Source organism: Sorangium sp. So ce367, assembly GCF_051520455.1.
GTDB lineage: Bacteria > Myxococcota_A > Polyangia > Polyangiales > Polyangiaceae > Sorangium > Sorangium cellulosum_B.
In genome coordinates this window covers 1,637,404-1,661,825 of sequence record NZ_CP150334.1, presented here as the reverse complement: position 1 = coordinate 1,661,825, position 24,422 = coordinate 1,637,404, and the positions used below count along the sequence as shown (strand labels likewise).

Below are 24,422 nucleotides of genomic sequence, written 5' to 3'. Positions count from 1 at the left end.
TTAAGCCGACGGCCCGGCGGCAGCTACCCCTCGCCCGAGAGCACCGCGGCGATCGCGACGCGCTGCCCACGCGGCTGCCCCGCCGCGTCGGCGTGGGCCATGTCGAGGGCGGCCAGCACCGTCGACAGCGTCGTCTGGTCCAGGACCGACGACGCCTCGACGGCGTGGAGGTCTTCTCCCACGAAGTTCTTCGGGCAGGCGTCGATGACCGGCAGCGCGCGCTCGCTGGCCGGCGCGAACCTGATGGGCAGGCCGTGCGTGCGGCAGATGAGCGGCCGCGCCGCGTAGATCGCGCACCTCCCCTCCCCGTCGAGCGCCGGGCACACGCCCGGATCGCCCGCCCGCGCGCGCTCGGCCAGCGCCTCGCGGTCGGCCTCCGGGAGCGCCGCGAGCGCCTCGCGGAGCGCGTCGGCCTCGATCGACGTCACCGAGAACCGCCGCCGGCAGCAGTCGCTGCACCCGGTGCGGCAGGCCATCCGCCCGCCGTGGCGGGCGCTCGCGCTCGCGAAGAACGCGTCGACCTTGGTGAAGAGCTCGTGGAGGCGCTCGCGCGGCGTGCGGTGCATTCGCCGCGGTCTATAGCGGGGCGGATCCTCGTGCGCCAAGGGCGCATCCGCGCCGCTCGGCTCGCCGCGGCGTGCTTTCCACGTTATCCGACGGCCACGGCGCGGCCGCCGGCGACCTCCGGCGAGGGCGCGTGCCGGGCCACGAGCTGGGCGACCTCGCCGCGGCAGGAGCCGCACCCCGTGCCGGCCTTGGTCGCGGCGCACGCCGACTCCAGCGAGCAGGCGCCGCCCTCGATGGCCTCCCGGAGGGTCGCCTCGCTGACCTTGTGACAGTTGCAGACGACGCGCTCGGCCTGCGCCGTTGGCCCCGCGCCGCCGCCGGCGCAGAGCGCCTCCAGAGGATCGGCGGGCAGCGGATCGTTGCGATCGAAGAGCTGCACCAGCGTGGCCGCGGCCGCGGTGTTGCCGACGAACTGGGCCCCTAACAGCCGCCCGTCGCGGATGATCAGCTTCCGGTACGTGCTCTTCCGCGTCTCGACGACCTGGAGCACGTCGTCGCTCTCGAGCTCCGGCTCGGTGCTGCCCATGGAGGTGACGTCGACGCCCGCCACCTTCAGCCGGGTATACAGCTTCGTGCCCCGGTAGCGCGCCTGCGGGTTCGCGCCCGTCAGGACGTCGGCGAGGACGGCGGCCTGCTCCCAGATGGGCGTCACGATGCCATAGAGCTTGCCCCGGTGCTCCGCGCACTCGCCGATCGCGTAGATGCCCGGCACCTGGGTGGCCATCGTGTCGTTGACGACGATGCCCTTGTTGATGGGCAGGTTGGAGGCGCGCGCCACGTCGACGCGAGGCCGGACGCCGCACGCGAGGACCACCATGTCGGCCGGCAGGACGCTGCCGTCGTCGAGGCGACAGCCCTCGACCGCCTCGTCTCCGCAGATGGCCTCGACGGTGCGCCCGGTGCGGACGAAGATGCCGCAGCGCTCGATGTGCTGCTCGAGCATGTCGCCGCCCATCTGATCCAGCTGCGCGTTCATGAGGCTCTTCGCCACGTGGATGACGGTCACGTGGAGGCCCATGTCGCTCAGCACCTTGGCCGCCTCCAGGCCGAGGAGCCCGCCGCCGACCACGATGGCGTTGTCTCCCGCCCGCGCGCTGCCGCGCATCCGGACGCAATCGTCCATCGTCCTGTACACGAAGACGCCCGGGCGCAGATCGCCCTCCGAGGTCGTCATGCCCTCGAGCGGCGGGACGAGCGGCTGGCTGCCTGTCGCGAGCACGGCGACGTCGTAACGATGGCGCGCGCCGTCGGCTGCCACGACCGCCCTCGACCCGGTGTCGATCCGCGCCACGGAGGTCCCGCTGACGAGCCGCACCCCGTTGCGCTCGTACCAGGCGGGGGGCTTCGTGACGATGGAGTCCGGCGCCTCCCCTGCGAGCACCTTGCTGAGCAGGACGCGGTTGTAGGCGCCGCCCCGCTCCTCGCCGAAGACGGTGATGTCGTAGCGGTCCCTGGCGCCGCGCGACATCAGCTCGTCCAGCAGGCGGCACGCCGCCATGCCGTTGCCAACGATGACAAGGTCCTTCCTTCGCATCAGTTCGACTCCGAGACCCGGCGCGCCCTGACGGCGCACACCTTGAACTCCGGCATCCGGCTGGTCGGGTCCAGCGCCGGCACGGTGAGCACGTTGGCGGCCTTCTTGCCGCCCCAGTGAAACGGAGCAAAGAGCGTGTCCGGCCGGATCGAAGGCACGACCGCGACCCGGAAGGTGACCGCCCCGCGCCGGCTCTCGACGAGCAGGGAGTCGCCGTCGACGACGCCGAGGCGCGCCGCCAGCCTGGGGTGGACCTCGACCTTCGGCTCGGGCTTGGCCTCTTCGAGCGTGGAGACCCGGCGCGTCTGGGCGCCGGAGTTGTAGTGTTCCTTGTAGCGGCCCGTCGTGAAGTAGAGCGGATAGGCGTCGTCGGGGAGCTCGGCGGCGGGGCGGTGGTGGACAGCGTGGAACCGCGCCCGGCCGTTCGGGTGATGGAACCGCTCGGCGAAGAGGCGCGGAGTCCCCGGGTGCTCGACCGACGGGCACGGCCAGAAGACGCCTCGGTTCCGGCGTATCTTGTCGTAGGTGATGCCGCTGTAGTCCGCCCTGGCGCCCGCGGTCGCCCGGCGCAGCTCGTCGAACACCTGCTCGGCGGACGTGTACTGGAAGTGCCTGCCCGCGCCGAGGCGGCGCGCGAGCTCGCAGAAGATCTCGATATCGGTCTTCACCTCGGGGGGCGCGGGGCGGACCTTCTGCCGCAGGATCACCCGCCCTTCGAGGTTCGTCATCGTCCCCTCCTCCTCGGCGAACTGCGCGACCGGAAGGAGGACGTGGGCGTCCCGGGCCGTCTCGTTGACGAAGGCGTCACAGACCACGAGCAGATCGAGCGAGGCGAGCCGCCGCTCGATGTTGAGCGCGTTCGGCGACGCGACAGCCACGTTGGATCCGAACACGAGGAGCGCGCGGATCCCCCCCTCGGGGCCGAGCGCGTCGAGCAGCTCGTAGGCGCTCTTCCCCTTGGCCGGCAGCTCAGCAGGATCGATGCCCCAGACGCGGGCGATGGCCTCCCGGTGCTCCGCGTCCTCGATATGCCGGTAGCCGGGGAGCTGATCGGCCTTCTGGCCGTGCTCGCGGCCCCCCTGGCCGTTGCCCTGTCCGGTGAGGCAGCCATAGCCGCTGTACGGCTTGCCGACCTTGCCGAGCGCGAGCATCAGGTTGATGAAGGAGAGCACGGTGTCTGACCCCTTCGACTGCTGCTCCGGCCCGCGGCCGGAGAGCAGCATGCTGCTCGGCGCCTCGGCGAGCAGCCGCACGGCCTTGAGCTGATCCTGCGTGGAGACCCCGGTCAGCCGCTCGACGTGCGCCGGGTGGTACGAGAGGATGGCGCGCCGGAGCTCGTCGAACCCGTCCGTGCGCGCGGCGATGTACGCCGTGTCGACGAGCTTCTCCTCGAGGGCGAGGTAGAGCAGGCCGTTGGCGAGCGCCAGATCGGACCCGGGCGTGGGCTGGAGGTGGAGCGCCGCGGCGCGCGCCGTGTCGGTGCGCCGCGGGTCGACGACGATGAGCGCGCCGCCGTTGTCGCGCTGCGCGAAGATCCATTGCATGATCGGCGGCAGGGTCTCCGCGCAGTTCGCGCCCCAGAGGAGGAGCGCCTTGGTCTGGGCGATATCGGACACGGGGAACGGCAGGCCGCGGTCGATGCCAAACGCCTTGTTGTGCCCCGCGGCCGCCGAGGCCATGCAATAGCGGCCGTTGTAATCGACGTTCGGCGACTGGAGGGCGAGGCGGACGAATTTGCCGAGGAGGTAGGTCTTCTCGTTCGTCAGGGCGCCGCTGCCGAACGCGGCCAGCGCCGCGGGGCCGTGGAGCTCGCGCAGCCGGAGGAGCCGCTCGGCGACGAAATCGAGCGCCGTGTCCCAGCGCGCCGGCAGGAGGCGGCCTGCGCGACCGCGGATCTTCGGCGCCGTCAGCCGCTCGGGGTGATCGAGCAGCGCCGCGGAGGTGAACCCCTTGATGCACATCTGCCCGCGGTTGACGGGGAAATCGTCGTCCGGTCGGACGTCGATCGCCCCCGCGTGGTCCGCGCGATCCGTCATGACCACGCCGCACTGGAAGGCGCAGTAAGGACAGTGGGTGTGCGTCGTCGTCTCGGAGGTGACGATCTTGAGCCGGAGGGAAGAGCGCGGTGCCATGGAGTCGCGTCAGCCACCCTCACCGAGCGTGTCGAGGAGGCTCTCCCTGGTGTAGCAATCGCTCTGTTTCGAGCGTATTTCTGAGGAATGTGCGGGCAGTTAATCTGTCGACGCCCGATGCCGCCGGCGCAGCAGGAGGTTTTCCCCCAGCGCCCACACCTCGGCCCCGTCCCCGCGCACCTCGAACAGGGTGCCCCAGGTGCCGGACGCCTCGCCTCGCCAGGTGTGGCCGCCGTCGATGGATCGCAGGAGCACGCCGCGCGCGCCGCACGCCCACAGCGTGCCGGCGTCGTCTCCCCAGAGGCTCCTGAGGCTGCCGGAGACCTGGGCCACCACCGCCCAGGTCGCGCCGCCGTCTCGAGAGCGCAACACGTCGCTGACGCCCGGTCCACCAGCCACGAAGAGCTCGTCGCCCCTGCCCCAGATCGCCGACAGATCGCGGGAGCTGCCGCTCTCCGCGACTTCCCATGTGGCGCCGTCGTCGATCGTGCGGACGATGGTCCCGCCGGAGCCGACCGCCACGACGCGCTGCTCCGGCCCTGCCCAGACGGCGCGGAGGCGCGGCTCGCTCGGGACCTCCAGCTCCAGCCATCGTGAACCGCCCGCGACGAGGCGGCAGATCCGGCCATCGAGGACGGCGAACGCCCTTGTCTCGTTCTGCCCGTGGACCGAGGCGCCGCCGGGTTTGCCTGTCACTTCTATCCAGGAGCGCCCGCCGTCCTCGGTCCGGATCTGCGAGACGCCCTCGCCGACAGCAAGGATCGTCTCGCCGCTGCCCCACACGGAGATCAGCGCGCCGGCGTCCTCCACGGCGCTCCTCTCCCAGGTCTGACCGCCGTCATGGGTTCGCGCGATGGTGCCTCCATCGCCCACCAGAACGACCCTCCCCTGGCCTTGCACCCAGAGACCCCGGAACTTCCCCCGGACAGGCACCTTTTCCCAGGGGCCATCGAGAGGCGCGTCCCCTGCCTGGACTGGCACCTTGGTGAAGCTCTTCCCGCCATCGAGGGATCGGGCGGCGGGGCCGTCTCCCACGCACCAGATCGCGCCCTCGTCATCGCCCCACGCCGCGCAGCGGTGCTGATCCGATCGGAGCGCGGTGCGCCTCCAGGTGCGGCCCTCGTCGTCGCTGACCGCCAGGATGCCGCCTTCGCCGGACGCGATCACGAGGCCCGCGGCGCCCAGCCACAGCGCCTTGATCGAGCGCCCGGTCCCGGTGGAATGCGACTCCCAGGATGCGCCCCCGTCCCGGCTCGCGTGGGCATGGCCGTCGCCGTCGCCCACGATCACGAGCCCGCCTCGCGCGCAGAGCGCCCTCGGACTCCGGCCCGGGACCTTGTGGCGCGTCCATGTCGCTCCTTGCAGGATGGCGAGCTGTCCTTCGAGCGCCAGCGCGAGGAAGCGGCCCTCGGCGTCGACCGCGGCGGCCTCGAGGCAGAGGTCTCCGGGGCTCGGCCCGGCTCCCCAGGTCTGGCCGTGATCGCCGGAGCGGAGGACCGTCCCGCCGAGCCCCACCGCGATGGCCTCGCCGTCGTCCCGCAGGGCGACCCCGCGCAGGTCTGCCGTCGCGCCGCAGCCCACGTCGGACCAGCGCTGCCCGTCATCGCGCGAGGACAGCAGGGTCCCGCAGTGTCCGGCGGCGATCAGCGCCGCGCCGGCGCCCGCGAGCGCGCTCAGGTCCTGGCGGGTGGACGTCTGCACCCTCTTCCAGCGCTGGCCGCCGTCCTCCGAGCGGAGCACGTGCCCCTCGGATCCCGCGATGACAATCAGGCGACCTCGTCCCCAGACGGCGCTGTGCCGGATGCTCATTCCGGCCACGATACCAGGCCGGTGCACCGGGGCGCTCGCGAGCTGCCCGACATCCGACAGGCGCGGGGTCAGACCGGAGCGGGGTCAGACCTCACCGGGCTCCTTCCGGAAGAAGTGACCGTGCAGGAACTGCCCGTTCGCCGGATCTCGGTGAACGTTGTACTTGAAGCAGCGGCTCGGGCAGCTCACATCGAACAGGCTCGGCGAATCGTGGACGCGCAGCACCGCCGAACACAAGGGGCAAACGGCCTCCACGCCCTCGCGCCTCGCGATGCAGCCGCAGAGGTGCTGGAGCTGTCGACCTTCCGCCTCGTATCGATCGCGGCGGGCGGGTGTCCAGAGGTAGAGCGGCTTGTTCTTTCTTGCGGAGAACGCCCTGGCCTGCGCATGGAACACCAGCTCGACCTTGATCGTGTCATCGCCCGACGAACGATGGAACGCGAACTCAAACTTGTAGATGTCGCGGACCGCGCTGTTCGGACCGCAGTACCTTTCGGCGTCGTAGGCCGCCACCAAGGCTCCGCTCGTCGACTCGAAAGCCTGTTCGACCTGTGGCAGCAATTCCTTCTCCAGAAATGCGCCGAGCGCCTCCTTGAGCTCCGGGGTCATCGCTGCCGAGTGGTAGGCGCTCGCAAAGGGGCCGAATCGAATGTTGGCGAAGGCAGGATGCATATCTTTGATCTCTACTACCGTCGTTCAGGAGCGGGCGCCAGGGCGCCGGCGAAGCCCGCAACCCGTGGCATGAGAGCGGCCCTTCGAACCATGGATAAGTTATTGATACAGCGTCACTTTTCCCGGAGGGAGGCGGTTCGCGTGAGGTGCTCGATGTCAAGCAGCACGTACAGCGTGGCTGTACGGTGGAACCGGTGAAGCCGCGGGCCCTTCCTCGCGGACGACGCGGCGGCGGAGGGCGCCCCGGCCCCCTGGAGAGGCGTCGACTGCCGCCGGTGCTCGACGGATCTACCCCATCGCGCTGGACAGCATCTGGGCCTTGCGGCGCAGAGCCGATTCATGGGACCTTTCGTGGGGGAGGCCACGGGTGCCACGTCGCAGGGTCATGGGGCCACCCCGTCGCAGGGTCATGGGGCCAGGGGGAGACGCCGTGATCGGTCTCGACCATGCCCGAGACCGCGAAGCGTGTCGAGGTCCCCGGAGCCGGGCGCGCAGCGACCGGCGACGTCTCTCTTTTCGCAGGGTCATGGGGCCACCCAGGCCCCCGTGTAGATCCCGGCAGGGTCCGCGACGCCCAGGAGCAGGCAGGTACACCCCGCCCCCGGCGACACCCGCGCTCCCGTCGACGAGGGGGGCGAGGCACGCCGATCGGAGCGAGGGGTCAGAGGCGCGGCCCCGGGCTCGACGTCCTCGCCGGGGCCGCAGCGGTCATCGCCGCCTGCTGCGTGGGTGGGTGGGCGGCTTGCTGCGCGCGGGCACCGGCGCGGCCGTGGTGCTCTCGTCGAGCTTCGGCTTGAGCCGCGGTCTGTACGACTCCCCCTCGATGATGAAGTCGAACGCCGCGTTCTTGAACCGATCGACGGCGCTCTGCGCGAGCAGCACGTCGTCGAACATCGCGAGCCACTCGGCCGTGTCGCGATTGCTCGTGACGATCATCGAAGCGTTGCCTGTGCGTTCGAGGAAGAGCTGGTACACGTCGCGGCTCTCTTCCTTGTTCATCGCCTCGAGCGCGAAGTCGTCAAGGATGAGCAGGTCGACGGTCGTGAGCGTGATCATCTCGGCGTCGCGTGAGTTGTCGAGCCTGCTCTGGCGCAGCCTGCGCAGCATCGCGTCGGCGCGCAAGAAGCGCACGCTGTAGCCGTGCTGGCACGCGAGGTGTCCGAGCGCGTTCGCGAGGTAGGTCTTGCCCACGCCGACAGAGCCGAGGATGACGATGTGCTTGTGCTCTTCGAGGAAGCGTAGGCTCGTGAACCCGCCGAGCAGACGCTTGTCGAAGCTGACCTTCGCGGTCTTGTCCCAGAGCTCCAGGCGCATGGCCGGGTCGAGCCCGGCGTCGCGTACGCGACTCTCCGTCGCGCTGGCCTCGCGACGCGCGATCTCGTCGGTGAGCAGCATGAGCAACAGCTCCTCGTGTCCCATCGACTGCTTCTCGGCGACCAGGAGACGCTCGCGCAGCGTCGCCGCGATGCGGCCGAGACGAAGACGCTTGAGCGCCGTGATGAGCGCGGGGTCGACATCGCTCGAGCTGATCACGAGTCCTCCTTGGTCGCGGCAGCCGCCGGCATGCGCGTCGCGAAGTGCTCCGTGCTGCGCGCGAACCGCGGCGCGGGCAGCGCAACGACCGTGCGCTGCCCCGTGGACGGTGACGCCGGTGTCTTCGCCGTCTCGAGCATGCGCGCCACGCGCTGCACGTCGACGACATCAAACGCGAGCGCGCTCTGGCAGATCGCCTCGACACGCCCGTTACCGAACTTCTTGCACAGACGCAGCAGCGCGTAGACCAGCCGCATGCGCGTCCAGGGCAATGGCACCGCGAGCAGCCGCTCAGCGTAGACCCCGACATGCACTCCGCACTTCTTCGCGCTCGCGATGAGCGAGGCGACGTCGCGCACCGCCGCGACGTCCTTGCCCATGGGGTAGTCGCTCGGATCGGTGGAACGCTTGCCCGGCGCGACGCGCGCGTGCACTTTCACGAGCTCCGTGCCGGCGTAGATCCTCACCGACGCGCCGTCGGCGCGGACGCGCACTGTGCTGCCGACGTAGCGGGAGGGCACGCTGTAGAGCGACCGGAGCACCTGCACGTGATGATCAGGGTGCACCTTCGCGTCGGTCCAGTACGGCACGTCGAACGGCGCGGCCGGCGCCGGCTTCATGGCGCTCCTCTCGCGCGCCTCGAACACCTCGCGCGGCACCTCGCGCGTCGTGCCGTGGACGCGCGCGCCGGCGACGTCGCGGCACCACCGCTCAGCCGACACGCGCGCGTCGTCGAGGCTCGTGAACGACTCGCCGTCGAACCAGCTCTCCCGCACGTAGGCGACCTGATTCTCGACACGTGCCTTGTCTCTCGGCGACCTGACACGCGCGGCATCCACGAACAGCCCGCGCGTCTGAGCGTAGTCGAGGAAGGCCGGCACGAGCACGGGGGTGAGCTCGTCGGCGCGCAGCACGATGGCTTTCATGTTGTCCGGGATGATCACGCGCGCCATCGCGTCGAAGAACCGCCACGCCGCATCCAGGCCCGCGCACACCGCCACGGTGGTCTGCTCGAACGAGGGCCACACGAACTGGTAGCGGCTGTACACGAGCGTCACTACGAGCACCCACAGATTGCGAACTCGCTGCGTCGCAGGATCGAACAGCCTGCCCATGAGGCCGAAGTCGACCTGCGCGACCTCGCCGGGCTCGGTATCAGCGACACGAACCGTCGGCGTCTTCTTGCGCCACGCGAGCTCCTCCTTGGCGAAGCGCCAGAGCGTGTCGTAGCTCGCCGTGACGCCGTGGTCGCGCTGGAGCAGCGTGTGGATTTTCCGCAGCTTCAGCGGGCGAGATTGGGCGAGCCAGGCCTCGATACGCACGCGATGCGCGTCGATCTGCTTCCTCTCGTCGCTCGCGTCGGGCACCGGGCGCGCCTGCACGCGCTGGGCGATCGCATGAATCTCCTCGTCCGTCGGCTCGCGGTCGCGCGGCAGTGGCAACGTCGCTGCGGCCTCGAAGTACCTGCCGACCGTCTTGCGATCGAACCCCGTCTCGCGCGCCACCTGACGCGCGCTTTGCCCCGCCGCACGACGGCGGAGCATTTCCTTGATGTCAACCATGATCAGCTCTCGGTAGGGCATCGGGCTCCTTCCGACGGCGACCCGCGCCGTCGTCGGAAGGAGCCCGTCTCAGATCCCGACCGCGGCGTCCCGAGCTGGCCCCATGACCCTGCGAAAAACCTCGGAAGCTGGCCCCATGACCCTGCGAAAAACTAGGTCACGCCCCCGCGCGGGTGGCCCCATCCTCCTGCGATTGGGGTGGCCCCATGACCCTGCGAAAAACGCCGTCAGGTGGCCCCATGAGCCTGCGAGCTGGCAACGGGAGACGACGTTCTCGACAGACCTGGTCCGGCGGCTTCGGTTGACCCATCGCGGAACAGTGAGAAGGCATGCGATCTATCGTTGTCGACTGCGCCCCCGTCCAGACAGAAGCAGACTTCTGGTCCGCGTACGTCAGGGCAGCAGAGCCGGAAGGTGCGGCGTACTTTGGTCGGAACCTCGACGCCTTCTGGGACGGCCTGAACGGCGGTCCTGGGTGGCCGGGCGAATGTGAGCTCAAGCTCGTCAACACACGGTCATTGCATCGGCTCCGCGATGGGCAGTTTGTTCAAAGGTTGCGCGACATCGCCAGTCGGTCCACCTTTGTGAAAGTCACACTCGAGTAGCCTTCCACCCCGCCACCCCGGCCGACGGCCTCCCGCCGCGGCTGAATGTCACAGGACTTGGTGTTGCAGGGTCGCGGGACATCGTGGCGGTTCTCGCACGAATCGACCTTCGCGAGAGATGCTGCGCGGAGGCGGCGCCCTGCGCTCGATAGCACTGTTTCATTTCTCGAACGCCGCCGTTCCAGCCCGCCGTCTGGCGTCGCCCGCCGTGTCGCCGCATACTCTGGACGTGATCCCGGCGCGGTTGCGTGGCGGGTCGGATACGCCTGCCTCCGCACCTCGTGCCGCAGCGGGCTCATCACGTGGCTCCGCCGGTGCAGAGGACATCACGGCGGATGGAACCTGGCCTCGATGAGCCGCCGCGGCGCTCCGGGCGCGTCCTTCCAGCGCGAGGGTCGCGAGCGGCACGCGCCTCGCCGAGCTCTGGGACCCACGAGCGAATTGCAGAGCCCGACGCAAGGCAAGGCCTGTTCCACTGACCGGATGACCGGGGATCAGATTGCCAATTCCATCTCAATCAGAGATATCCATGAAGCGACACGATCGTTTACACGTTGACAGCGTTTCGCTCCTGAGAATGATACCTCCGCGCTGGCCGATGAAGCACGGAGCGGGCTCTTCATTGCGGAGCCCACGGGGCATCTTGCGGCGTGACCAAGATGCACCCATGAGCCCCTGCGCCCGACCACGCGCTTGGCCTGGAAACATAAACCATCATAACAACACATTGGCGGACAAATGAAAAACTTCTGTCACACGATGCCCATGGGTGTCCTGGTCTGCGGGCTTATCGCGGGAGGCATCTCGCTGAGCGCACCGGCTCAGGCTCAGACGGCGACATACGAAATCTACGAAGGGGAAACTTGCCCCGTAGGATACACACCGTTGTTGCCAGTCGACGCCTTCTGGACGTTTCTCGCCCGCTGCGATGAGCTCCCCTATTCAGGAGTCTTTCGTATCGCAGACGGGAGTTCGATAGATGGCCCGTGGAACAACTGCCAGCAGCATGCCAACGATACCCGCGAGCTGAGCTACATCCTCTGCAAGCCCAACTACCAGCTCTTTGACATCGACGGGACCACCTTTGCGGTCGTGAGGGGCGGAGATCAGTGCCTGGAAGGCTTCGAGCACGTGGATTTCGCTACCGCCTCTGCCTACTCGGATGAGATATGCACCCACGTCGGGTACTGGGGGATTGCGAGGATCGGTGGAGGGGGCTCCATTGACGGCCCAGGTTACGGTTGCGGCATCCGCGCGACCGACTCTCGCGAGCTCGGTGATGCCATCTGCGTAGAAATCGAGTGAACATCCCGAAGCAGAGGCAGCTTGCGCGATCCCCACCAGCTTGGCAGCCAGGGTGCGCAGCAGCCGAACCAGCTGCTTCGAATCGTACCCCTCGCACCGCGCGAAGCTCTCGGCGCTCGATCCGCTCCGCTCCCATCTCCAGGAGGGATGCGGATCGGGTAGGTCGTCTATGTCAGCCGGCGCGAGCAGCGTAGCTGTACGGCGGGACGGCCGTTGCGAGGAGCTTGACTTTCGAGCCGCGTTTCGATTTCCTGGCCCCAAGTTCCGTCAAGGAGTGGTCACTTGGAAGGCGCGACATCGACCGGCTTGCACAATGCGCACATCGAATGCCCGTTTACAGCGGGAAGCATCCAGCTGACAGGCATTATCCTGTGCGACAATTGTTTCTCGCGGCTTCCGTTCGGCGCGCGCAAGGGTGTTCCCGGTTGGCGACCTCCCACGGCGTGCGACGCCTGTGGCCTGCCGCTCGCATCGCTCCTCGGTAAGCCGGTGCGGTTGGACGATGGGCGGTGGACGATTCGTTGCGACTGTGGGAACCTCCTGCGAGGCTCACACCGTCGCGGCGCATTGTTCGGCACCTGGGCCTTCGTGGGCGTGCTGCCATCGGTGGAGCTCAACGTCGGTGACGGGCTCGTACCCGAGGCCATCAGGAGCTCGAGTGACCTGGGAGCCACCTGGCGATCGACGGTGATGCACGGGCTCGACGTGGCTGACCTGGTCAGGTGGCGCTCAGGCACCATCAACAGTCTGGAGTTCTCTGACGGATCGGCTCACAGGTTTCTGCTCCAGTTCCGGCGGGAGAATCCCGCCAGCTGGGTCGCATACGGTGGCGCTGGTGTCGACGGCGCAGGGATGCTCCTCTGGGCGCCGCTCATGAGGGATTCCGAGCTTGAGCGGAGGATTGCGGCCACGCTCGACAGAGCGATTCGCTGGAGGCAATCGGCGCTGGCGGGCGGCAAGCAGGAAATGATCGAGCCGCTTCGCGCCCTCGGGAACTTCTACGCGTATCTCTGCTGACAGGTCCTGGAGCGACGGTCTGCTTGGTGCAGAGGTGGGCGGGAACCGCTGTAGTCTCGACGTGGGCACAGCTGCCCGGCGTCAGGCAGCTGTACCCACGTCGAGACTAGCAGTCGAAGACCCCGGCGCCCCGCTCGATCTCGCCGAACGGATCCATGAGCGCGCGCAGGATCAGGCGCGCCGGCGCGCTCTCGATGCCCCCCGCCGCATGCCAGGTCGCGTACCGGAGCTCGCCCAGGAGGACCCCAGCGAGCGGCGTGTAGACAAGATCGAGCGCCGAGGGCCGGACGCCGTTGGCCTCGTAGCCGTACTCCCAGAGGTGGGTGCCGGCGATGGCGAACGCGAGCGCGGCAGGGGCGCCGAAGCGGCATATCCGCGCCCTGAGGTACATCTCGCTCCCGAGCAGGCCATGGCCGACCACGTTGATCGGCCACGGGTCGTGATCCCACCGGAACGCGGGCTGACCGGCGTCGAAGAGCGGCGGCTTCGTGAGCGCCTCGCCATAGTGGTATCCCCATCGCTCCGCGCGAAAGTCGGCGAAGGGCTCGGGCCACAGCGCCGCCTCCACGCTGCGGGTCACCGTGAGCACGGCCAGCGTGTGCACGATCGGCGGCGCCCAGGCGGGCTCCACGGCCTCGGCCGCGGCAACAGGCGGTGACGCCTGGGGCTCCCCTGCGGCAGGCGCGCGATCCGGCAAGGGGGCCGGGAGGCCAGGCGGAAAGGCCGACTCGGCCGGAGGAACCGCCGTGGTCCGGCCGGCGCACGCGGCGACGAGGACGGCGAGGGAAGCGGCAGCGCACAGGCGGATCGGGGCCATCGGGGAGCGGCCGCGGCGCGCGGTGGGTGCGGCGACCAGACTCGAGTCTAGAGCGACCAGCGGGTCGAAGCCGCATGCAAACAGCAAGAAGTTGAACTGCCAGGTCGCCAGGGACGCCAAGATTGTGGTGTCTTCCTGGTGACCTGGCGGCTCATCTGCATGTCTTCCTGACGACTCGGCGGCTCATCTTCATGTCTTCTTCGCGTGCTTGGCGTCCTTGGCGCTTTGGCGGCTCATTTCTCTGGTTTCCAAGCTGCTCAGCGCTCCAGCGCGACCGCGCGCCTCACAGCACCCCGCCTCGCCGCGGGCTCGCGTAGGCTCCCGCGCCATGGCCGACATCATGCTCATCACGGGCGGCAGCCGCGGGATCGGCGCCGCCACCGCGCTGCTCGCCGCGAGCCGAGGCTACGCGGTCGCCATGAGCTACCTGCGCGACGAGGGCGCCGCGGCGAGGGTGGTCGACGAGATCCGCGCGCACGGCGGCGTCGCCCTCGCGATCGCGGCCGACGTGAGCCGCGAAGAGGACGTCGTGCGCCTGTTCCAGACCGTCGACCGTGACCTCGGCCCGATCGCGGCGCTCGTCAACAACGCGGGCGTGCTCGACCGGCAGGCGCGCCTCGAGGACATGACCGCGGCGCGCGTGGAGCGCATCCTCTCGACCAACGTCGTCGGCAGCTTCCTGTGCGCGCGAGAGGCGGTCCGGCGCATGTCGACGCTCCGCGGCGGTAGGGGAGGCGCGATCGTGAACGTCTCCTCGCGGGCGTCGCAGCTCGGCTCCCCGGGCGAGTACATCGACTACGCCGCCTCGAAGGCCGCCGTCGACACGCTCACGATCGGCCTCGCGAAGGAGGTCGCCGCCGAGGGCATCCGGGTCAACGCCGTGCGGCCGGGGATCATCGCGACCGACATCCACGCGAGCGGAGGCGATCCAGGGCGCGTCGAGCGGCTCCAGGCGAGCCTGCCGCTGGGCCGCGCCGGCAGCCCCGAGGAGGTCGCGCACGCCATCCTGTGGCTCGCCTCCAGCGAGTCCTCCTACTGCACCGGCTCCCTCCTGGACGTCGCCGGCGGCCGCTAGCGCCGCCCGCCAGCCATCCGGCCAGGGACACGCGACGTCGCTGCATCGCACTGCCGGGGGCGAAGCCGGGCCGCTCGCTCGCTCGGCCTCAGAGGTCCATGAGGCAGTCGCAGCCGCACTGGACGGTGGCCTCCTGCTGGTTGTATTGCCGCGAGCCGAGAGCACAGCCGGATTCTTCCCACGTGTCCGTGTCCGTCACCTCGTACGAGCACATCCCCGTGCCTGTCGTCTCGTCGTACCCGTTGAACTCGCAGATCTCACGACAGAGGATGTCCCAGACCTCCGGGTTGTCGTCCCGGATCGCCTCACACTCGTTCTCCGCGTGGGCCTCGAGCGCGTCGATCGCGCGGCTCTCGGCGTTCTTCTTCCGCCCGATGAGGGAACAGGACGAGCCGACGCCGTACGCCTCCATCTCGAACATCGACATGGCCACGGGGACGCAACCGAACCCTTGATATTCGTTCTCGATCGGGCTGGCGAGCGCCTCGACCTCCTCCACGTCGGTCCCCTGCGAACCTTCGAGCCCGCCGCAGCCTCCAGCCGAGCCAACCGACAGCATGAGCACGGACATCCCCACGATCTTCTTGAGCAGCATGAATGTCTCCTCCGTCTACGAGGTCACGGGTCTCGCGGATTGCGACTTCAATGCCAGCCCGTCCTCGCGGCGAGGACCCGCGCGATCTCCGCATGCGCGCGGCCCGCTCCTGCTTTTGGCGCTCGCGCGCCCGTCCTGCGACGCCGGGGGGCCTGCCACACCGACCGGGTGTGACAGGTGTCAGGTGTGGCAGGAGGTGACACGGCGATGGCCTGCATCGGCGTGCTCCTCGGAACGCGCCCGGACCAGCGGGCCGGATCGCGGACGAGCCCTGCTCGTACGGCGCGGTGGTGGGCGCGGCGCTCGCTCACGACGGGCGGTACCCGCATCCCTGGGGACAGGCACTATCGCGGCGGCGACCCCGGCGGCGCGCCGGCCTCGCCCGCGCCGATCGCCTGCGTCACGACGGCCGCCAGCGTCCGCGCCGCGTCCCGGAGCGCGCCCTCCGAGTGCGCGCCGAACCCCAGGATGAGCCCGGGCGCGCGCGGCGCGCGGGCCGAAGCGCGCGCCGCCGTGATGCGCGAGAGCGGCTGCGCGTCGACGCCCCGCGCCGCGAGCGCCTGGACGATGGCGACGTCGTCCGCGCCCGCGGGCAGGTCGAGCGTCAGCACCGAGCCCCCCGCGGGCGCCCGCGCCCGGACCGCGCTCGGCAAGAGCAGCCCGAGCTCCGCGAGCACGAGGTCGCGCCGGCGCCGCGTCGCCTGCTTCAGCTTCCGGAGGTGGCGCGCGAAGTGGCCCTCGTCGATGAAGTCGGCAAGCGCGGCCTGCAGCAGGTAGGGCGGCGAGCGGGTCGACGCCGCGCGCACCATGGCCACGGCGCGCACCAGCGCGGGCGGCACGATCATGAAGCCGAGCCGCAGGCCCGGGAACAGCGAGCGGCTGAAGGTCCCCACGTGGATCACGCGATCCTTCACGCCCTCGAGGTCGAGGCTGAGGAGCGAGGGCAGCGGGGTGCCGTCGAACCGCAGCTCGCCCTCGTAGTCGATCTCGACGACCACGGCGCGCGCCCTGGTGGCCCAGGACAGGAGCTCGATGCGCCGCGGCAGCGTGAGCCGCGCCCCCGAGGGGAACGCGTAGGCAGGCGACACGAAGGCGACCCGCGCGCGCGGCGCGCCCCGACGTCGATGCGCGCCGGCGCGCACCCGGAGCCCGTCCTCGTCGACCGGGATCGGGATCGGCCGCGCGCCCGCCATGCGCACCGCCGCGCGGAGGGCCAGCGGCCCCGGGTCCTCCACCCAGGCGGCGTCGCCCGGGTCGAGCAGCGCGCGGCAGCACAGGTCCACCGCGGCCTGGGATCCCTCCGTGATGAACACCTGGTCGACCGTCGCGCGCACGCCGCGGGCCACCGCGATGTGGTGGAGCACGGCGCGCCGGAGCAGCGGCGCGCCCCGCGGATCGTGGTCGAGCGCGTCGGCCGCCGACATCGAGCGGACGCGGCGCGCGAGGCACCGCTCGAAGATGCGCCACGGGAGCAGCTCGAGGTCCGGCAGGCCGACCCCGAACGGGCGCGACCGCGCGCGGCTGCCGAGGAGCGCGTCGAGCTTGTCGGGGGGCACCACCGCCGAGAGCCGCCGCGCGCTCTTCGACGTGCGCGGCGCGGCCGCCGCCGGCTGGACGCGGGCGGCGCCCTGCCCCCCCGCGCGCGCCGGCACGTGCGCGACGAGCGGCGCCCGACGAGGGCGCACCACGATGGTGCCGTCCGCGGCCAGCGCCTCGTACGCCGCCACCGCGGTGTTGCGCGACACGCCGAGCTCCCGCGCGAGCTCGCGGGACGACGGGAGCGGGTGATCGGGCTGGAGGACGCCGTCCAGCACGGCGCGGCGCAGCTGCTCGACCAGCTGGGCGGCCAGCGTCGCCGGCGCGCCGCGCTGCAGGTGGAGGAAGGCGTGGGCGGCGTGGGAGGTGGAGCGCGCTGGCACCATCGAGATCGGCTTCTCTGGCCCTTTCCAGGGTGCCAGATCCGGGGCACCGTGTCGACGAGGAGCCAGCCATGCCCACCGCCGACGACCTCACGACGGTGTCGACCGCCCGCGAGCAGCCCACCGCCCCCGAGCGGCCCGCCGCTCCCCCGCGGCGGCCGTTCGAAGACGACAAGACGGGCGAGCTCTCGTCGCGCATCGCCCGCCGCGCGGCCGAGGCGCACGCCGGTCAGCCGATCGATCGGCTCCTCGCCGAGGACCTCCCGGGCAACGAGCTGACCACGCTCCTGCTCCATTGCCTGCGCCGGCGCGCGCTGCGGCGGAGCTTCGCCGACGTCCTCGACCACGCGGAGCGCGCGCCCATGACGCACGCCTCGACGGCGGACGCCCGGCGGCTGCACGCCCTCGACGCGGCGGCGTACGCCGCGGCGGCGGGCTTCGAGGCGGTGGATCTCGCCCCGATCGGGCCGCTCGGCGCCACGGCGTGCGCGGGCGTCGAGCCGAACAACGTGCTCGCGACGGTCCGCTTCGCCGAGGTCGCCGCGGACCCGACGACGGGGCTCGCGCTGCACGCCGCGCGGCGCCGGCGCGGGACCCGGGGCGGCGAGCCGCTGCGGTTCTGCGCGAGCCAGCGCGTCCTGCGCATGCAGCCCACGACCCAGCCGGGCTTCACGCCGCACTTCCGCCTGTTCGCCCTCGCGACGGCGGCCCGCTCCCCGGGCCGCGGCGAGGACGACGCGTGCGAGCGGCGCGCCCTGCTCGATCACCTCGTCGTCTGGGCGGACCTCGTCCGCGCGCTGCCTCACGCGGGCTTCCGCGCCGCGGGGCTGCGCGTCGTGCTCTCCGACACGTCGCTGGTCCGCGCGAGCCTCGGCGCGCGCGGCGTCGACGCGGACGCGATGGCGCGGCGGGCGAAGGCGCACGAGCCCGGGTCGACGGAGGCGGCCCTGCGCGAGGCCGGCGTCGATCTGCCGCGACGCGCGGCGGATCTCGTGGGGGCCGCGCGGTCCCTCGGCCTCGGCCCCGAGCTCCTCGCGCGCGCCGAGCGCTGGATCGCCGAGGTCAGCGAGCCGCTCACCCGCGCACGCCCGGAGGTCGAGGTCGTGCACGATCTCGGGCGGCTGCAGGGGCTCGGCTACTACGCCGGGCCGTTCATCCAGCTCGTCGTCCGCCGGGACGACGGCCTCGAGCTCCCGCTCGGGGACGGCGGCGCCTTGCCGTGGCTCGGCGCGCTGCTCTCGAACCGCCGCGAGCGGATGGTCGCGACCGGCATCGGGAGCGAGATCCTCGTGAAGCTCTTCGATCGATCGGAGGCTCGGGCCGGCGAGGCTCGACCGGAGGGAGCGACGCCATGATCCTCGAGATGCCCGCGTTCACCCTGCGTCCCTGGGCGGCGGTCGACGTCGACGCGCTCGTGAAGAACGCGAACGACCGCCGCGTCTGGGCGAACCTCCGCGATCGCTTTCCGCACCCGTACACGCGCGACGACGCCGAGGGCTGGATCGCGCACTGCGCGGCGCGCGCGCGGCCCGGCGAGGCCCTGGCGATCGTGGTCGCCGGCGAGGCGGCCGGCGGCATCGGCCTCGAGCGCCTCGACGACGTGCACCGGAACACCGCGGAGCTCGGCTACTGGCTCGGCGCGGCTTACTGGGGGCGCGGGCTGGCAACCGAGGCGGTGATCGCGCTGACGCGGTACGGCTTCGAGCAGCTGGGCCTCGAGCGCATCCAGGCCGGCGTCTTCGACTGGAACGGGGCGTCCGCCCGCGTGCTCGAGAAGGCGGGTTACGCGCTCGAGGCGCGGATGCGCCGCCACGTCGTGAAGGACGGGCGGCTCGGCGACGTGCTGCTCTACGCGCGCGTCCGGGAGGACGCGCCGGCCGGCGGGCAGCCGTGAAGCGCCGGGCGGAACGGGCGCCGCCGCGCGCCGCGCGCCGCGTGCCCCGTTGCTGCTCGACGCCTCACCCGCGCGAGCGGCCCTCGCCTCCCGCCGCGGGCGCGGGCGCCTCTGCCGCCGCGGGCGCCTCGTGCCCCGCCGCCTCGGCGATGGGGAGCGTGAAGTAGAAGCGGGCGCCCTGCCCGACCTCGCTCTCCACCCAGATGCGGCCGCCGTGCGCGTCGACGATCCCCTTGGCGATGTAGAGCCCGAGGCCGGTGCCCTTCTTCCCGGGCGTCTCGTCCTTCCAGAACCGCTCGAAGATGCTCGTGAGGTTCTGGGGGGGGATCCCCGGCCCCGAGTCGAGGACGGCGAAGCGGGCCATCGCCCCGTCCCGGTCCACCGAGAGGGTCACCTGGCCGCTCTGGGGCGTGAATTTCAGGGCGTTGCCGAGGAGGTTCGACAGCACCTGGAGCACGCGCTCCCACTCCGCGCGGATCACGAGCCCGGGCTCCTTCAGGGATTGCTCGAACCGGACCTGCTTCGACTCGGAGAGCGGCCCGAACATCTCCATCGTCTCGTGCAGGAGATCCTCCACCGCGCACGGCTTCGGCGTCACCGAGAACCTGGAGGCTTGCATCGTCGTCACGTCGAGCATCGTCCTGATAAGGCGCTCCATCCGCAGCGAGACGTGCTCGATCGACTCCGCTTGCTGCCGTGTTCGCTCGGAGTCGGCGCCCCGCCGCAGCCACGCGGCCTTCAGCGCGATGGCGCCGAGCGGGTTGCGCAGATCGTGGGCCACGATGCCCATGAGCTCGTCGCGGGCCGCCAGCGCCAGGCGCGCGGCGTCGCGCGCCTCCCGCGCCTTGTGGTACGGGCCGCCGAGGAGCTTCGTGAAGTACCAGGCGATCCCCAGGCCGGCCAGCACCAGCAAGCCCAGCAGGCCGTCGAGCCACAGCTCCAGCCGGGCTCGCTCCGTCTTCGCATCATCGTAGAGCTGCTTGAGGACATCTTGCTTGTGCTCGACGAGGCGGGCGAGGGAGCCCTCGAGATCGCGGTGACGCGGCCTCAGCTCCTCGTCGAACCGGCGCACGAGCTCGCTCGCGTCGCCAGTCCGCGTCCGCTGCCGGGCGTCGAGCAGCTCTTCCTGCATCCGGACGAGGTGCCTGGCCGCCTGCTCGACCTCGGCCACCCGCTCGAGGCCGATCGGGCTGAGCGCGTGGTCGCGAAGCGCGCCGACGTGCTCGTCGAAGCGCGCCCTGGCCCTCTTCGCCTGCTCGAGGAGCTCCGCATCGCCGGAGATAAGATAGCCCCGGCCGTGAGACACGATGAGCTCGCTGCTCCACCGGAGCCGCTCCGCGAGCGTGATCTCGTGCTCTTTGGCGCGTAGCCGAGCGATCTGAGCCTCGGCCACGGACGAGAAGCGCCGCACCGAGAACGCCATGCCGAGCGCCAGGAGCAGGGTGAGGATGGCATAACCCATCCTCGCCGTGGCCTCGAAGCGCGTCCGCGTCGGAATGACCGAAGTTCCGTCCTCTCGACGGGCGTCGGCGGATCCGTGGGGCTGAGCCACTCCGCGAAAGCTAGACCGCGTTGCGCGAAGAGCAAGGTGCCCCGGCGCCGCGCCGCACGGCGAGAAGCGCTCCGGCGGCGAGCGGGAGCGTGGCAGGACAACGCGCGACGAGCGGGGCAACTCTACCTGTCGAGGGGGGCCGAGGGCATCTCAAGACCGCCGATGGATGACAAGCAAGCTTTCCTCGGTGTAAAGAGTGTGCGTCATGACAGACCGAGCGGCGAACCGGGTTCGCGAGCGGCGCGAGGCGCGCGGGCTGTCCCAGGTGGCGCTCGCCGAGCGCGCCCGCCTCACGAGGCAGAGCGTGGGCGCCATCGAGGCGGGCCGCGCGACCCCGGCGGTCGACGTCGCGCTACGCCTCGCGAGCGCCCTCGACTGCTCGGTCGAGGACCTCTTCGGGGGGCCGAGCGCGGCGGCGGACCTCGCGACCGAGACCGACGCTCCGGCGGCGCTGGGCCGCGCCGCGGTCGCGCGCATCGCGGACCGCTGGGTCTCCTACCCCCTCGAGCAGGACGCGGTGCGGATGGCCGCGGACGGCATCGTGACCGGCGAGCGGCGCGGGAGGGCTGTCGTCGAGCCCCTCCGGGCGCTCGCCGAGGTCGAGGAGAACGTCGTCATGATGGGCTGCGCGGCCGGCCTCGGGCTGCTCGCCGACCGGCTCAACACGAGGCCGGGGCCGGGGCGGTTCCTCTGGTTCCCCCGCTCGAGCACCGCGGCCCTCCAGGCGCTGGCCCGGCAGCGGACCCATGTCGCGGGCGTCCACCTCGTCGACGCGCGCACCGGCGAGGCGAACGTCGCCGACGTCCGCCGGCTCGGGCACGCCGAGCCGATCGTCCTCATCACGCTGGCGCGCTGGGAGGCGGGCCTCCTCGTTCGCCGCGAGGACGCCGGCCGCGTCCGCGGCGCGGCCGACCTCGATCTCCCTGGCCTGCGCCTCGCCGGCCGGGAGGCGGGCGCCGGCGCCCAGCGGCTCCTCGAGCGCGAGGTCCGCGGCCACGGGCTGCCGCTCGAGCTCGCGCGCAAGCCGCACCTGCGGGTCGCCGGCCACCTCGACGTCGCGCGCGCCGTGGCGATGGGCGCGGCGGACGCCGGCGTCGCGACGCGCGACGCGGCGATGGCGTTCGGGCTCGGCTTCGTGCCCCTGGCCGAGGAGCGCTACGACCTCGCGGTCCCGCGCGAGGGGCTCGATGACGGCAGGGTGCAGCGCCTGCTCGACGTCCTCGTCTCAGGGGAGTTCCGCCGTGAGCTCTCGGCGCTCGCCTACGACGCTCGGCAGGCGGGCGAGCGGGTCGCCGAGGTGCGAGCGGCATGACGGCGCGGACCGAGCCAGGGAACGACGGAACAGAGGAGTCTCCCGGATGAATTGCCCCCGACGACAGCTGGTGCGCGGCCTCCCCCTCCTGATCCTCGCGGCGTGCCTCGCCGCCCTCGGCGGCTGCGAGCGCCCTTCGCCGGCGTCCGCCCAGCGGGAGGACAGGCTCGTCGTCTTCGCCGCCGCCTCCCTCCGGGACGTGTTCACCGCGCTGGGAGAGGACTTCAAGCGCTCTTATCCGAGCGTCGAGGTCACGTTCAACTTCGCCGGCACGCAGGAGCTCCGCACGCAGCTCGAGCACGGCGCCGCGGTCGACGTGTTCGCCTCGGCGGATCAGCGCCACATGGACGAGCTCGTGAAATCCCAGCGCGCCGCGGGCCCCGTCGTCTTCGCGCGCAACGAGCCCGTCCTCGTCGTCGCGAGCGAGAGCGCCGCGACCGTCCGGGGGTTCGCCGACCTCCCCGCCGCGACCCGCATCGTCATCGGCACCCCCGAGGTCCCGATCGGCCGCTACACGCTGCAGATCCTCGATCGCGCGTCGGCCTCCCTGGGCGGGGATTTCCGCGCGCGCGTGGAGTCCAGGGTCGCCTCGCGCGAGCCCAACGCGCGGCAGGTGCTCGCCAAGGTGCGCCTCGGGGAAGCGCAGGCGGGCGTGGTCTACAGGACGGACGCGCTCGCGGCGCAGGACGGCGTGGTCGTCGTGGCGATCCCGCCCGAGGTCAACGTCCTCGCCGAGTACCCGATCGCCGTCGTGTCCGGCGCCGCGCACCCCGGGCTCGCGCGCGCGTGGATCGATCTCGTGACGTCGGAGGCCGGCCGGACGGCGCTGTGGCGCGCTGGCTTCCTTGTGCCTTCCGGCGAGGGCGCGCCTCGGTGAGCGGGCGCCTCCGCGCGGAGCGGGTCGCCCTGGCCGCGGTCGGCACGGTGCTCGTGGCCTTCCTGGCCGTCCCGATCCTGGCCTTGTTCGCGACGGCCACCGCGGGGGACGTCGCGCAGGGGCTCCGCCACCCCCTCGTGTGGCCCGCGCTGCGCCTGAGCCTCCTGACGACCTCCGCGAGCCTCGCCGTCGTGGTCGTCCTGGGGACGCCGCTCGCCTGGACGCTGGCGCGCTCGCGCGGGCGGCTCTCGCGCGCGGTCGAGGCGGTGGTGCAGCTGCCCATCGTCGTCCCGCCCGCGGTCGCCGGCGTCGCGATGCTGCTCGCGTTCGGCCGCCGCGGGCTCCTCTCCGGGTGGCTCTACCCCGCGGGGTGGTCCGTCTCGTTCACGACGGCGGCGGTCGTCGTCGCCGAGGTGTTCGTCTCGGCGCCGTTCTTCGTGCAGGCGGCGACCAGCGCGTTCCGGAGGGTCGACGCGCGGCTGCTCGTGGTGGCGCGGACCTTCGGCGCCTCGCCGCTCCGGGTGTTCTTCCGCGTGGCGCTGCCGCTCTCGGCCCCTGGGCTCGCAGCGGGGGCCGCGATGAGCTGGGCCCGCTCCCTCGGCGAGTTCGGCGCGACGCTCATGTTCGCCGGCAACCTGGAGGGGCGGACGCAGACGCTGCCGCTCGCCATCTACACGGCGCTCGAGTCGGACCTGCGCGCCGCGCAGGCGCTGTCGATGGTCCTTGTCGTCGTGGCGTTCGCGCTGCTCCTGTTCGTGCGGGCCGTGCTGCGGCGCTCCACCGAGGCCGAGCGCCTCGAGGCGGCGCCGTGATGGCGGCGGAGCGCCTCCGCGCCCGCGTGACCGCGCGCGTCGGGCGCCTGCGCATCGAGGCCGAGCTCGACACCGGCGGCGGGTCGCTCGTCCTGGTGGGGCCGAACGGCGCCGGCAAGACCACCTTGCTCTCGCTCCTCCTGGGCGTCTTCCCCGTGGAACGAGGGCGCGTGGAGGTCGGAGAGGCGGTGCTCCTCGACACGGCGGCCGGGATCGACGTGCCCGTCGAGCAGCGCGGGATCGGCTATGTGCCCCAGGACTACGCGCTGTTTCCGCACCTCAGCGTCCGTGAGAACGTCACGTTCGCGGTGCGGAGCGATCCCTCGCGGCGGGGGCGCGCGGCCGGCGCCGAGGTCGTCGACGCCATGCTCGACGACCTCGGCATCGCCGCGCACGCGCACCGGCGGACGCAGGCGCTCTCCGGGGGCGAGAAGCAGCGCGTGGCGCTCGCGCGCGCGCTCTCGGTGAGCCCGCGGGCGCTGCTCCTCGACGAGCCGCTCGCCGCGCTCGACGTCCACTCGCGCCGCGAGGTCCGGGCGTTCCTCTCGAACTACCTGCGGACGCTCGCCATCCCCACCGTCGTCGTCACGCACGACGCGACGGACGCGCGGCTCCTGGGAGATCGCATCGCCGTCCTCGAGGCAGGGCGCGTGACGCAGGCAGGCACCTGGGAGGAGCTCTCCGCCCGACCGGCGTCGCCCTTCGTGGAGGAGTTCGTCGCCTCGGCGCGCAGCGCCGGCGACGCGCCGCCCCCCCGGAGCGCGGATTCGGCCTGAAAATTCAGCAAGGAGCAGCGAAGACCCTCTGTCACGGCCGGATCTCCGGTCGCGAGG

21 protein-coding genes are annotated in these 24,422 nt (G+C 71.5%); 10 read left to right on the top strand and 11 right to left on the bottom strand.

Going from position 1 to position 24,422, the window contains the following annotated elements; genetic code table 11:
• Positions 1-23: 23 nt before the first annotated feature.
• The 7 genes from WME97_RS06370 to istA form a co-directional block, all read right to left on the bottom strand.
• Positions 24-566, bottom strand: coding sequence for a YkgJ family cysteine cluster protein (locus WME97_RS06370; RefSeq protein ID WP_437550261.1), 543 nt, complete (start codon positions 564-566; stop codon positions 24-26).
• An 83-nt stretch (positions 567-649) separates the two neighbouring features.
• Positions 650-2,101 (bottom strand): FAD-dependent oxidoreductase, encoded by a 1,452-nt coding sequence (locus WME97_RS06365; RefSeq protein ID WP_437550259.1) that lies wholly within the window; start codon positions 2,099-2,101, stop codon positions 650-652.
• Entirely contained in the window at positions 2,101-4,233 is a 2,133-nt protein-coding gene (locus WME97_RS06360; protein WP_437550257.1) for a molybdopterin oxidoreductase family protein, read from the bottom strand. The genes WME97_RS06365 and WME97_RS06360 overlap by 1 nt, the downstream gene beginning before the upstream one ends.
• Before the next feature lie 99 nt (positions 4,234-4,332).
• Positions 4,333-6,042 carry a WD40/YVTN/BNR-like repeat-containing protein gene (locus WME97_RS06355; protein ID WP_437550255.1) on the bottom strand — a complete coding sequence of 570 codons (1,710 nt, stop codon included), beginning with the start codon at positions 6,040-6,042 and terminating at the stop codon, positions 4,333-4,335.
• 84 nt (positions 6,043-6,126) lie between these two features.
• Positions 6,127-6,714 carry a hypothetical protein gene (locus WME97_RS06350; RefSeq protein WP_437550253.1) on the bottom strand — a complete coding sequence of 196 codons (588 nt, stop codon included), beginning with the start codon at positions 6,712-6,714 and terminating at the stop codon, positions 6,127-6,129.
• A 708-nt stretch (positions 6,715-7,422) separates the two neighbouring features.
• On the bottom strand, positions 7,423-8,247 hold the full coding sequence (locus WME97_RS06345) for an ATP-binding protein (protein WP_437541803.1): 825 nt from the start codon (positions 8,245-8,247) through the stop codon (positions 7,423-7,425).
• On the bottom strand, positions 8,244-9,809 hold the full coding sequence (gene istA / locus WME97_RS06340; RefSeq protein WP_437541801.1) for an IS21 family transposase: 1,566 nt from the start codon (positions 9,807-9,809) through the stop codon (positions 8,244-8,246). Before istA ends, WME97_RS06345 begins: the two co-directional genes overlap by 4 nt.
• Before the next feature lie 329 nt (positions 9,810-10,138).
• On the opposite strand from istA, the gene WME97_RS06335 reads away from it, so the two are divergent.
• The 3 genes from WME97_RS06335 to WME97_RS06325 all read left to right on the top strand — a co-directional run bounded on the left by WME97_RS06335 (position 10,139) and on the right by WME97_RS06325 (position 12,736).
• Positions 10,139-10,414: a barstar family protein gene (locus WME97_RS06335; protein WP_437550251.1), complete on the top strand. Its 276-nt coding sequence runs from the start codon at positions 10,139-10,141 to the stop codon at positions 10,412-10,414.
• 765 nt (positions 10,415-11,179) lie between these two features.
• Positions 11,180-11,719 carry a hypothetical protein gene (locus WME97_RS06330; protein WP_437550249.1) on the top strand — a complete coding sequence of 180 codons (540 nt, stop codon included), beginning with the start codon at positions 11,180-11,182 and terminating at the stop codon, positions 11,717-11,719.
• Between the two features lie 606 nt (positions 11,720-12,325).
• Positions 12,326-12,736: a hypothetical protein gene (locus tag WME97_RS06325; RefSeq protein ID WP_437550247.1), complete on the top strand. Its 411-nt coding sequence runs from the start codon at positions 12,326-12,328 to the stop codon at positions 12,734-12,736.
• A gap of 106 nt (positions 12,737-12,842) precedes the next feature.
• Here WME97_RS06325 and WME97_RS06320 read toward each other — a convergent pair whose 3' ends face one another.
• The gene (locus WME97_RS06320) at positions 12,843-13,553 is read right to left on the bottom strand and encodes a DUF3943 domain-containing protein (RefSeq protein WP_437550245.1); all 711 of its coding nucleotides are present in this window, start codon (positions 13,551-13,553) and stop codon (positions 12,843-12,845) included.
• Positions 13,554-13,881: 328 nt separating this feature from the next.
• On the opposite strand from WME97_RS06320, the gene WME97_RS06315 reads away from it, so the two are divergent.
• Positions 13,882-14,628, top strand: coding sequence for an SDR family oxidoreductase (locus WME97_RS06315; RefSeq protein WP_437550243.1), 747 nt, complete (start codon positions 13,882-13,884; stop codon positions 14,626-14,628).
• Positions 14,629-14,716: 88 nt separating this feature from the next.
• On the opposite strand, the gene WME97_RS06310 is transcribed toward WME97_RS06315, so the two are convergent.
• Both WME97_RS06310 and WME97_RS06305 read right to left on the bottom strand, forming a co-directional pair.
• The gene (locus tag WME97_RS06310; RefSeq protein ID WP_437550241.1) at positions 14,717-15,223 is read right to left on the bottom strand and encodes a hypothetical protein; all 507 of its coding nucleotides are present in this window, start codon (positions 15,221-15,223) and stop codon (positions 14,717-14,719) included.
• A 344-nt stretch (positions 15,224-15,567) separates the two neighbouring features.
• Positions 15,568-17,145 (bottom strand): PLP-dependent aminotransferase family protein, encoded by a 1,578-nt coding sequence (locus WME97_RS06305; protein WP_437550239.1) that lies wholly within the window; start codon positions 17,143-17,145, stop codon positions 15,568-15,570.
• 68 nt (positions 17,146-17,213) lie between these two features.
• Between WME97_RS06305 and WME97_RS06300 the strand changes: the two genes are divergently transcribed.
• Positions 17,214-18,497 carry a hypothetical protein gene (locus tag WME97_RS06300; RefSeq protein WP_437550237.1) on the top strand — a complete coding sequence of 428 codons (1,284 nt, stop codon included), beginning with the start codon at positions 17,214-17,216 and terminating at the stop codon, positions 18,495-18,497.
• The gene (locus WME97_RS06295) at positions 18,494-19,036 is read left to right on the top strand and encodes a GNAT family N-acetyltransferase (RefSeq protein WP_437550235.1); all 543 of its coding nucleotides are present in this window, start codon (positions 18,494-18,496) and stop codon (positions 19,034-19,036) included. Before WME97_RS06300 ends, WME97_RS06295 begins: the two co-directional genes overlap by 4 nt.
• A gap of 64 nt (positions 19,037-19,100) precedes the next feature.
• Here WME97_RS06295 and WME97_RS06290 read toward each other — a convergent pair whose 3' ends face one another.
• Entirely contained in the window at positions 19,101-20,498 is a 1,398-nt protein-coding gene (locus WME97_RS06290) for a sensor histidine kinase (RefSeq protein WP_437550233.1), read from the bottom strand.
• 295 nt (positions 20,499-20,793) lie between these two features.
• Here WME97_RS06290 and WME97_RS06285 point away from each other — a divergent pair, with 295 nt between their 5' ends.
• From WME97_RS06285 to WME97_RS06270, 4 genes are read left to right on the top strand one after another with little or no spacing between them, the layout of a single operon-like run.
• Entirely contained in the window at positions 20,794-21,900 is a 1,107-nt protein-coding gene (locus WME97_RS06285) for a substrate-binding domain-containing protein (RefSeq protein ID WP_437550231.1), read from the top strand.
• Positions 21,901-21,946: 46 nt separating this feature from the next.
• Positions 21,947-22,777, top strand: coding sequence for a molybdate ABC transporter substrate-binding protein (modA, locus tag WME97_RS06280; protein ID WP_437550230.1), 831 nt, complete (start codon positions 21,947-21,949; stop codon positions 22,775-22,777).
• Positions 22,774-23,589 carry an ABC transporter permease gene (locus WME97_RS06275; protein ID WP_437550228.1) on the top strand — a complete coding sequence of 272 codons (816 nt, stop codon included), beginning with the start codon at positions 22,774-22,776 and terminating at the stop codon, positions 23,587-23,589. The genes modA and WME97_RS06275 overlap by 4 nt, the downstream gene beginning before the upstream one ends.
• Complete coding sequence (locus WME97_RS06270) at positions 23,589-24,365, top strand: ABC transporter ATP-binding protein (RefSeq protein ID WP_437550226.1); 777 nt, start codon at positions 23,589-23,591, stop codon at positions 24,363-24,365. Before WME97_RS06275 ends, WME97_RS06270 begins: the two co-directional genes overlap by 1 nt.
• Positions 24,366-24,422: the final 57 nt, after the last annotated feature.

Coding starts and splice junctions, on each gene's coding strand:
- WME97_RS06370 (WP_437550261.1), bottom strand. CDS start 566: ATGCACCGCACGCCGCGCGAGCGCCTCCACGAGCTCTTCACCAAGGTC.
- WME97_RS06365 (WP_437550259.1), bottom strand. CDS start 2,101: ATGCGAAGGAAGGACCTTGTCATCGTTGGCAACGGCATGGCGGCGTGC.
- WME97_RS06360 (WP_437550257.1), bottom strand. CDS start 4,233: ATGGCACCGCGCTCTTCCCTCCGGCTCAAGATCGTCACCTCCGAGACG.
- WME97_RS06355 (WP_437550255.1), bottom strand. CDS start 6,042: ATGAGCATCCGGCACAGCGCCGTCTGGGGACGAGGTCGCCTGATTGTC.
- WME97_RS06350 (WP_437550253.1), bottom strand. CDS start 6,714: ATGCATCCTGCCTTCGCCAACATTCGATTCGGCCCCTTTGCGAGCGCC.
- istA (WP_437541801.1), bottom strand. CDS start 9,809: ATGGTTGACATCAAGGAAATGCTCCGCCGTCGTGCGGCGGGGCAAAGC.
- WME97_RS06335 (WP_437550251.1), top strand. CDS start 10,139: ATGCGATCTATCGTTGTCGACTGCGCCCCCGTCCAGACAGAAGCAGAC.
- WME97_RS06330 (WP_437550249.1), top strand. CDS start 11,180: ATGGGTGTCCTGGTCTGCGGGCTTATCGCGGGAGGCATCTCGCTGAGC.
- WME97_RS06320 (WP_437550245.1), bottom strand. CDS start 13,553: ATGGCCCCGATCCGCCTGTGCGCTGCCGCTTCCCTCGCCGTCCTCGTC.
- WME97_RS06315 (WP_437550243.1), top strand. CDS start 13,882: ATGGCCGACATCATGCTCATCACGGGCGGCAGCCGCGGGATCGGCGCC.
- WME97_RS06310 (WP_437550241.1), bottom strand. CDS start 15,223: ATGCTGCTCAAGAAGATCGTGGGGATGTCCGTGCTCATGCTGTCGGTT.
- WME97_RS06305 (WP_437550239.1), bottom strand. CDS start 17,145: ATGGTGCCAGCGCGCTCCACCTCCCACGCCGCCCACGCCTTCCTCCAC.
- WME97_RS06300 (WP_437550237.1), top strand. CDS start 17,214: ATGCCCACCGCCGACGACCTCACGACGGTGTCGACCGCCCGCGAGCAG.
- WME97_RS06295 (WP_437550235.1), top strand. CDS start 18,494: ATGATCCTCGAGATGCCCGCGTTCACCCTGCGTCCCTGGGCGGCGGTC.
- WME97_RS06290 (WP_437550233.1), bottom strand. CDS start 20,498: ATGGGTTATGCCATCCTCACCCTGCTCCTGGCGCTCGGCATGGCGTTC.
- WME97_RS06285 (WP_437550231.1), top strand. CDS start 20,794: ATGACAGACCGAGCGGCGAACCGGGTTCGCGAGCGGCGCGAGGCGCGC.
- modA (WP_437550230.1), top strand. CDS start 21,947: ATGAATTGCCCCCGACGACAGCTGGTGCGCGGCCTCCCCCTCCTGATC.
- WME97_RS06270 (WP_437550226.1), top strand. CDS start 23,589: ATGGCGGCGGAGCGCCTCCGCGCCCGCGTGACCGCGCGCGTCGGGCGC.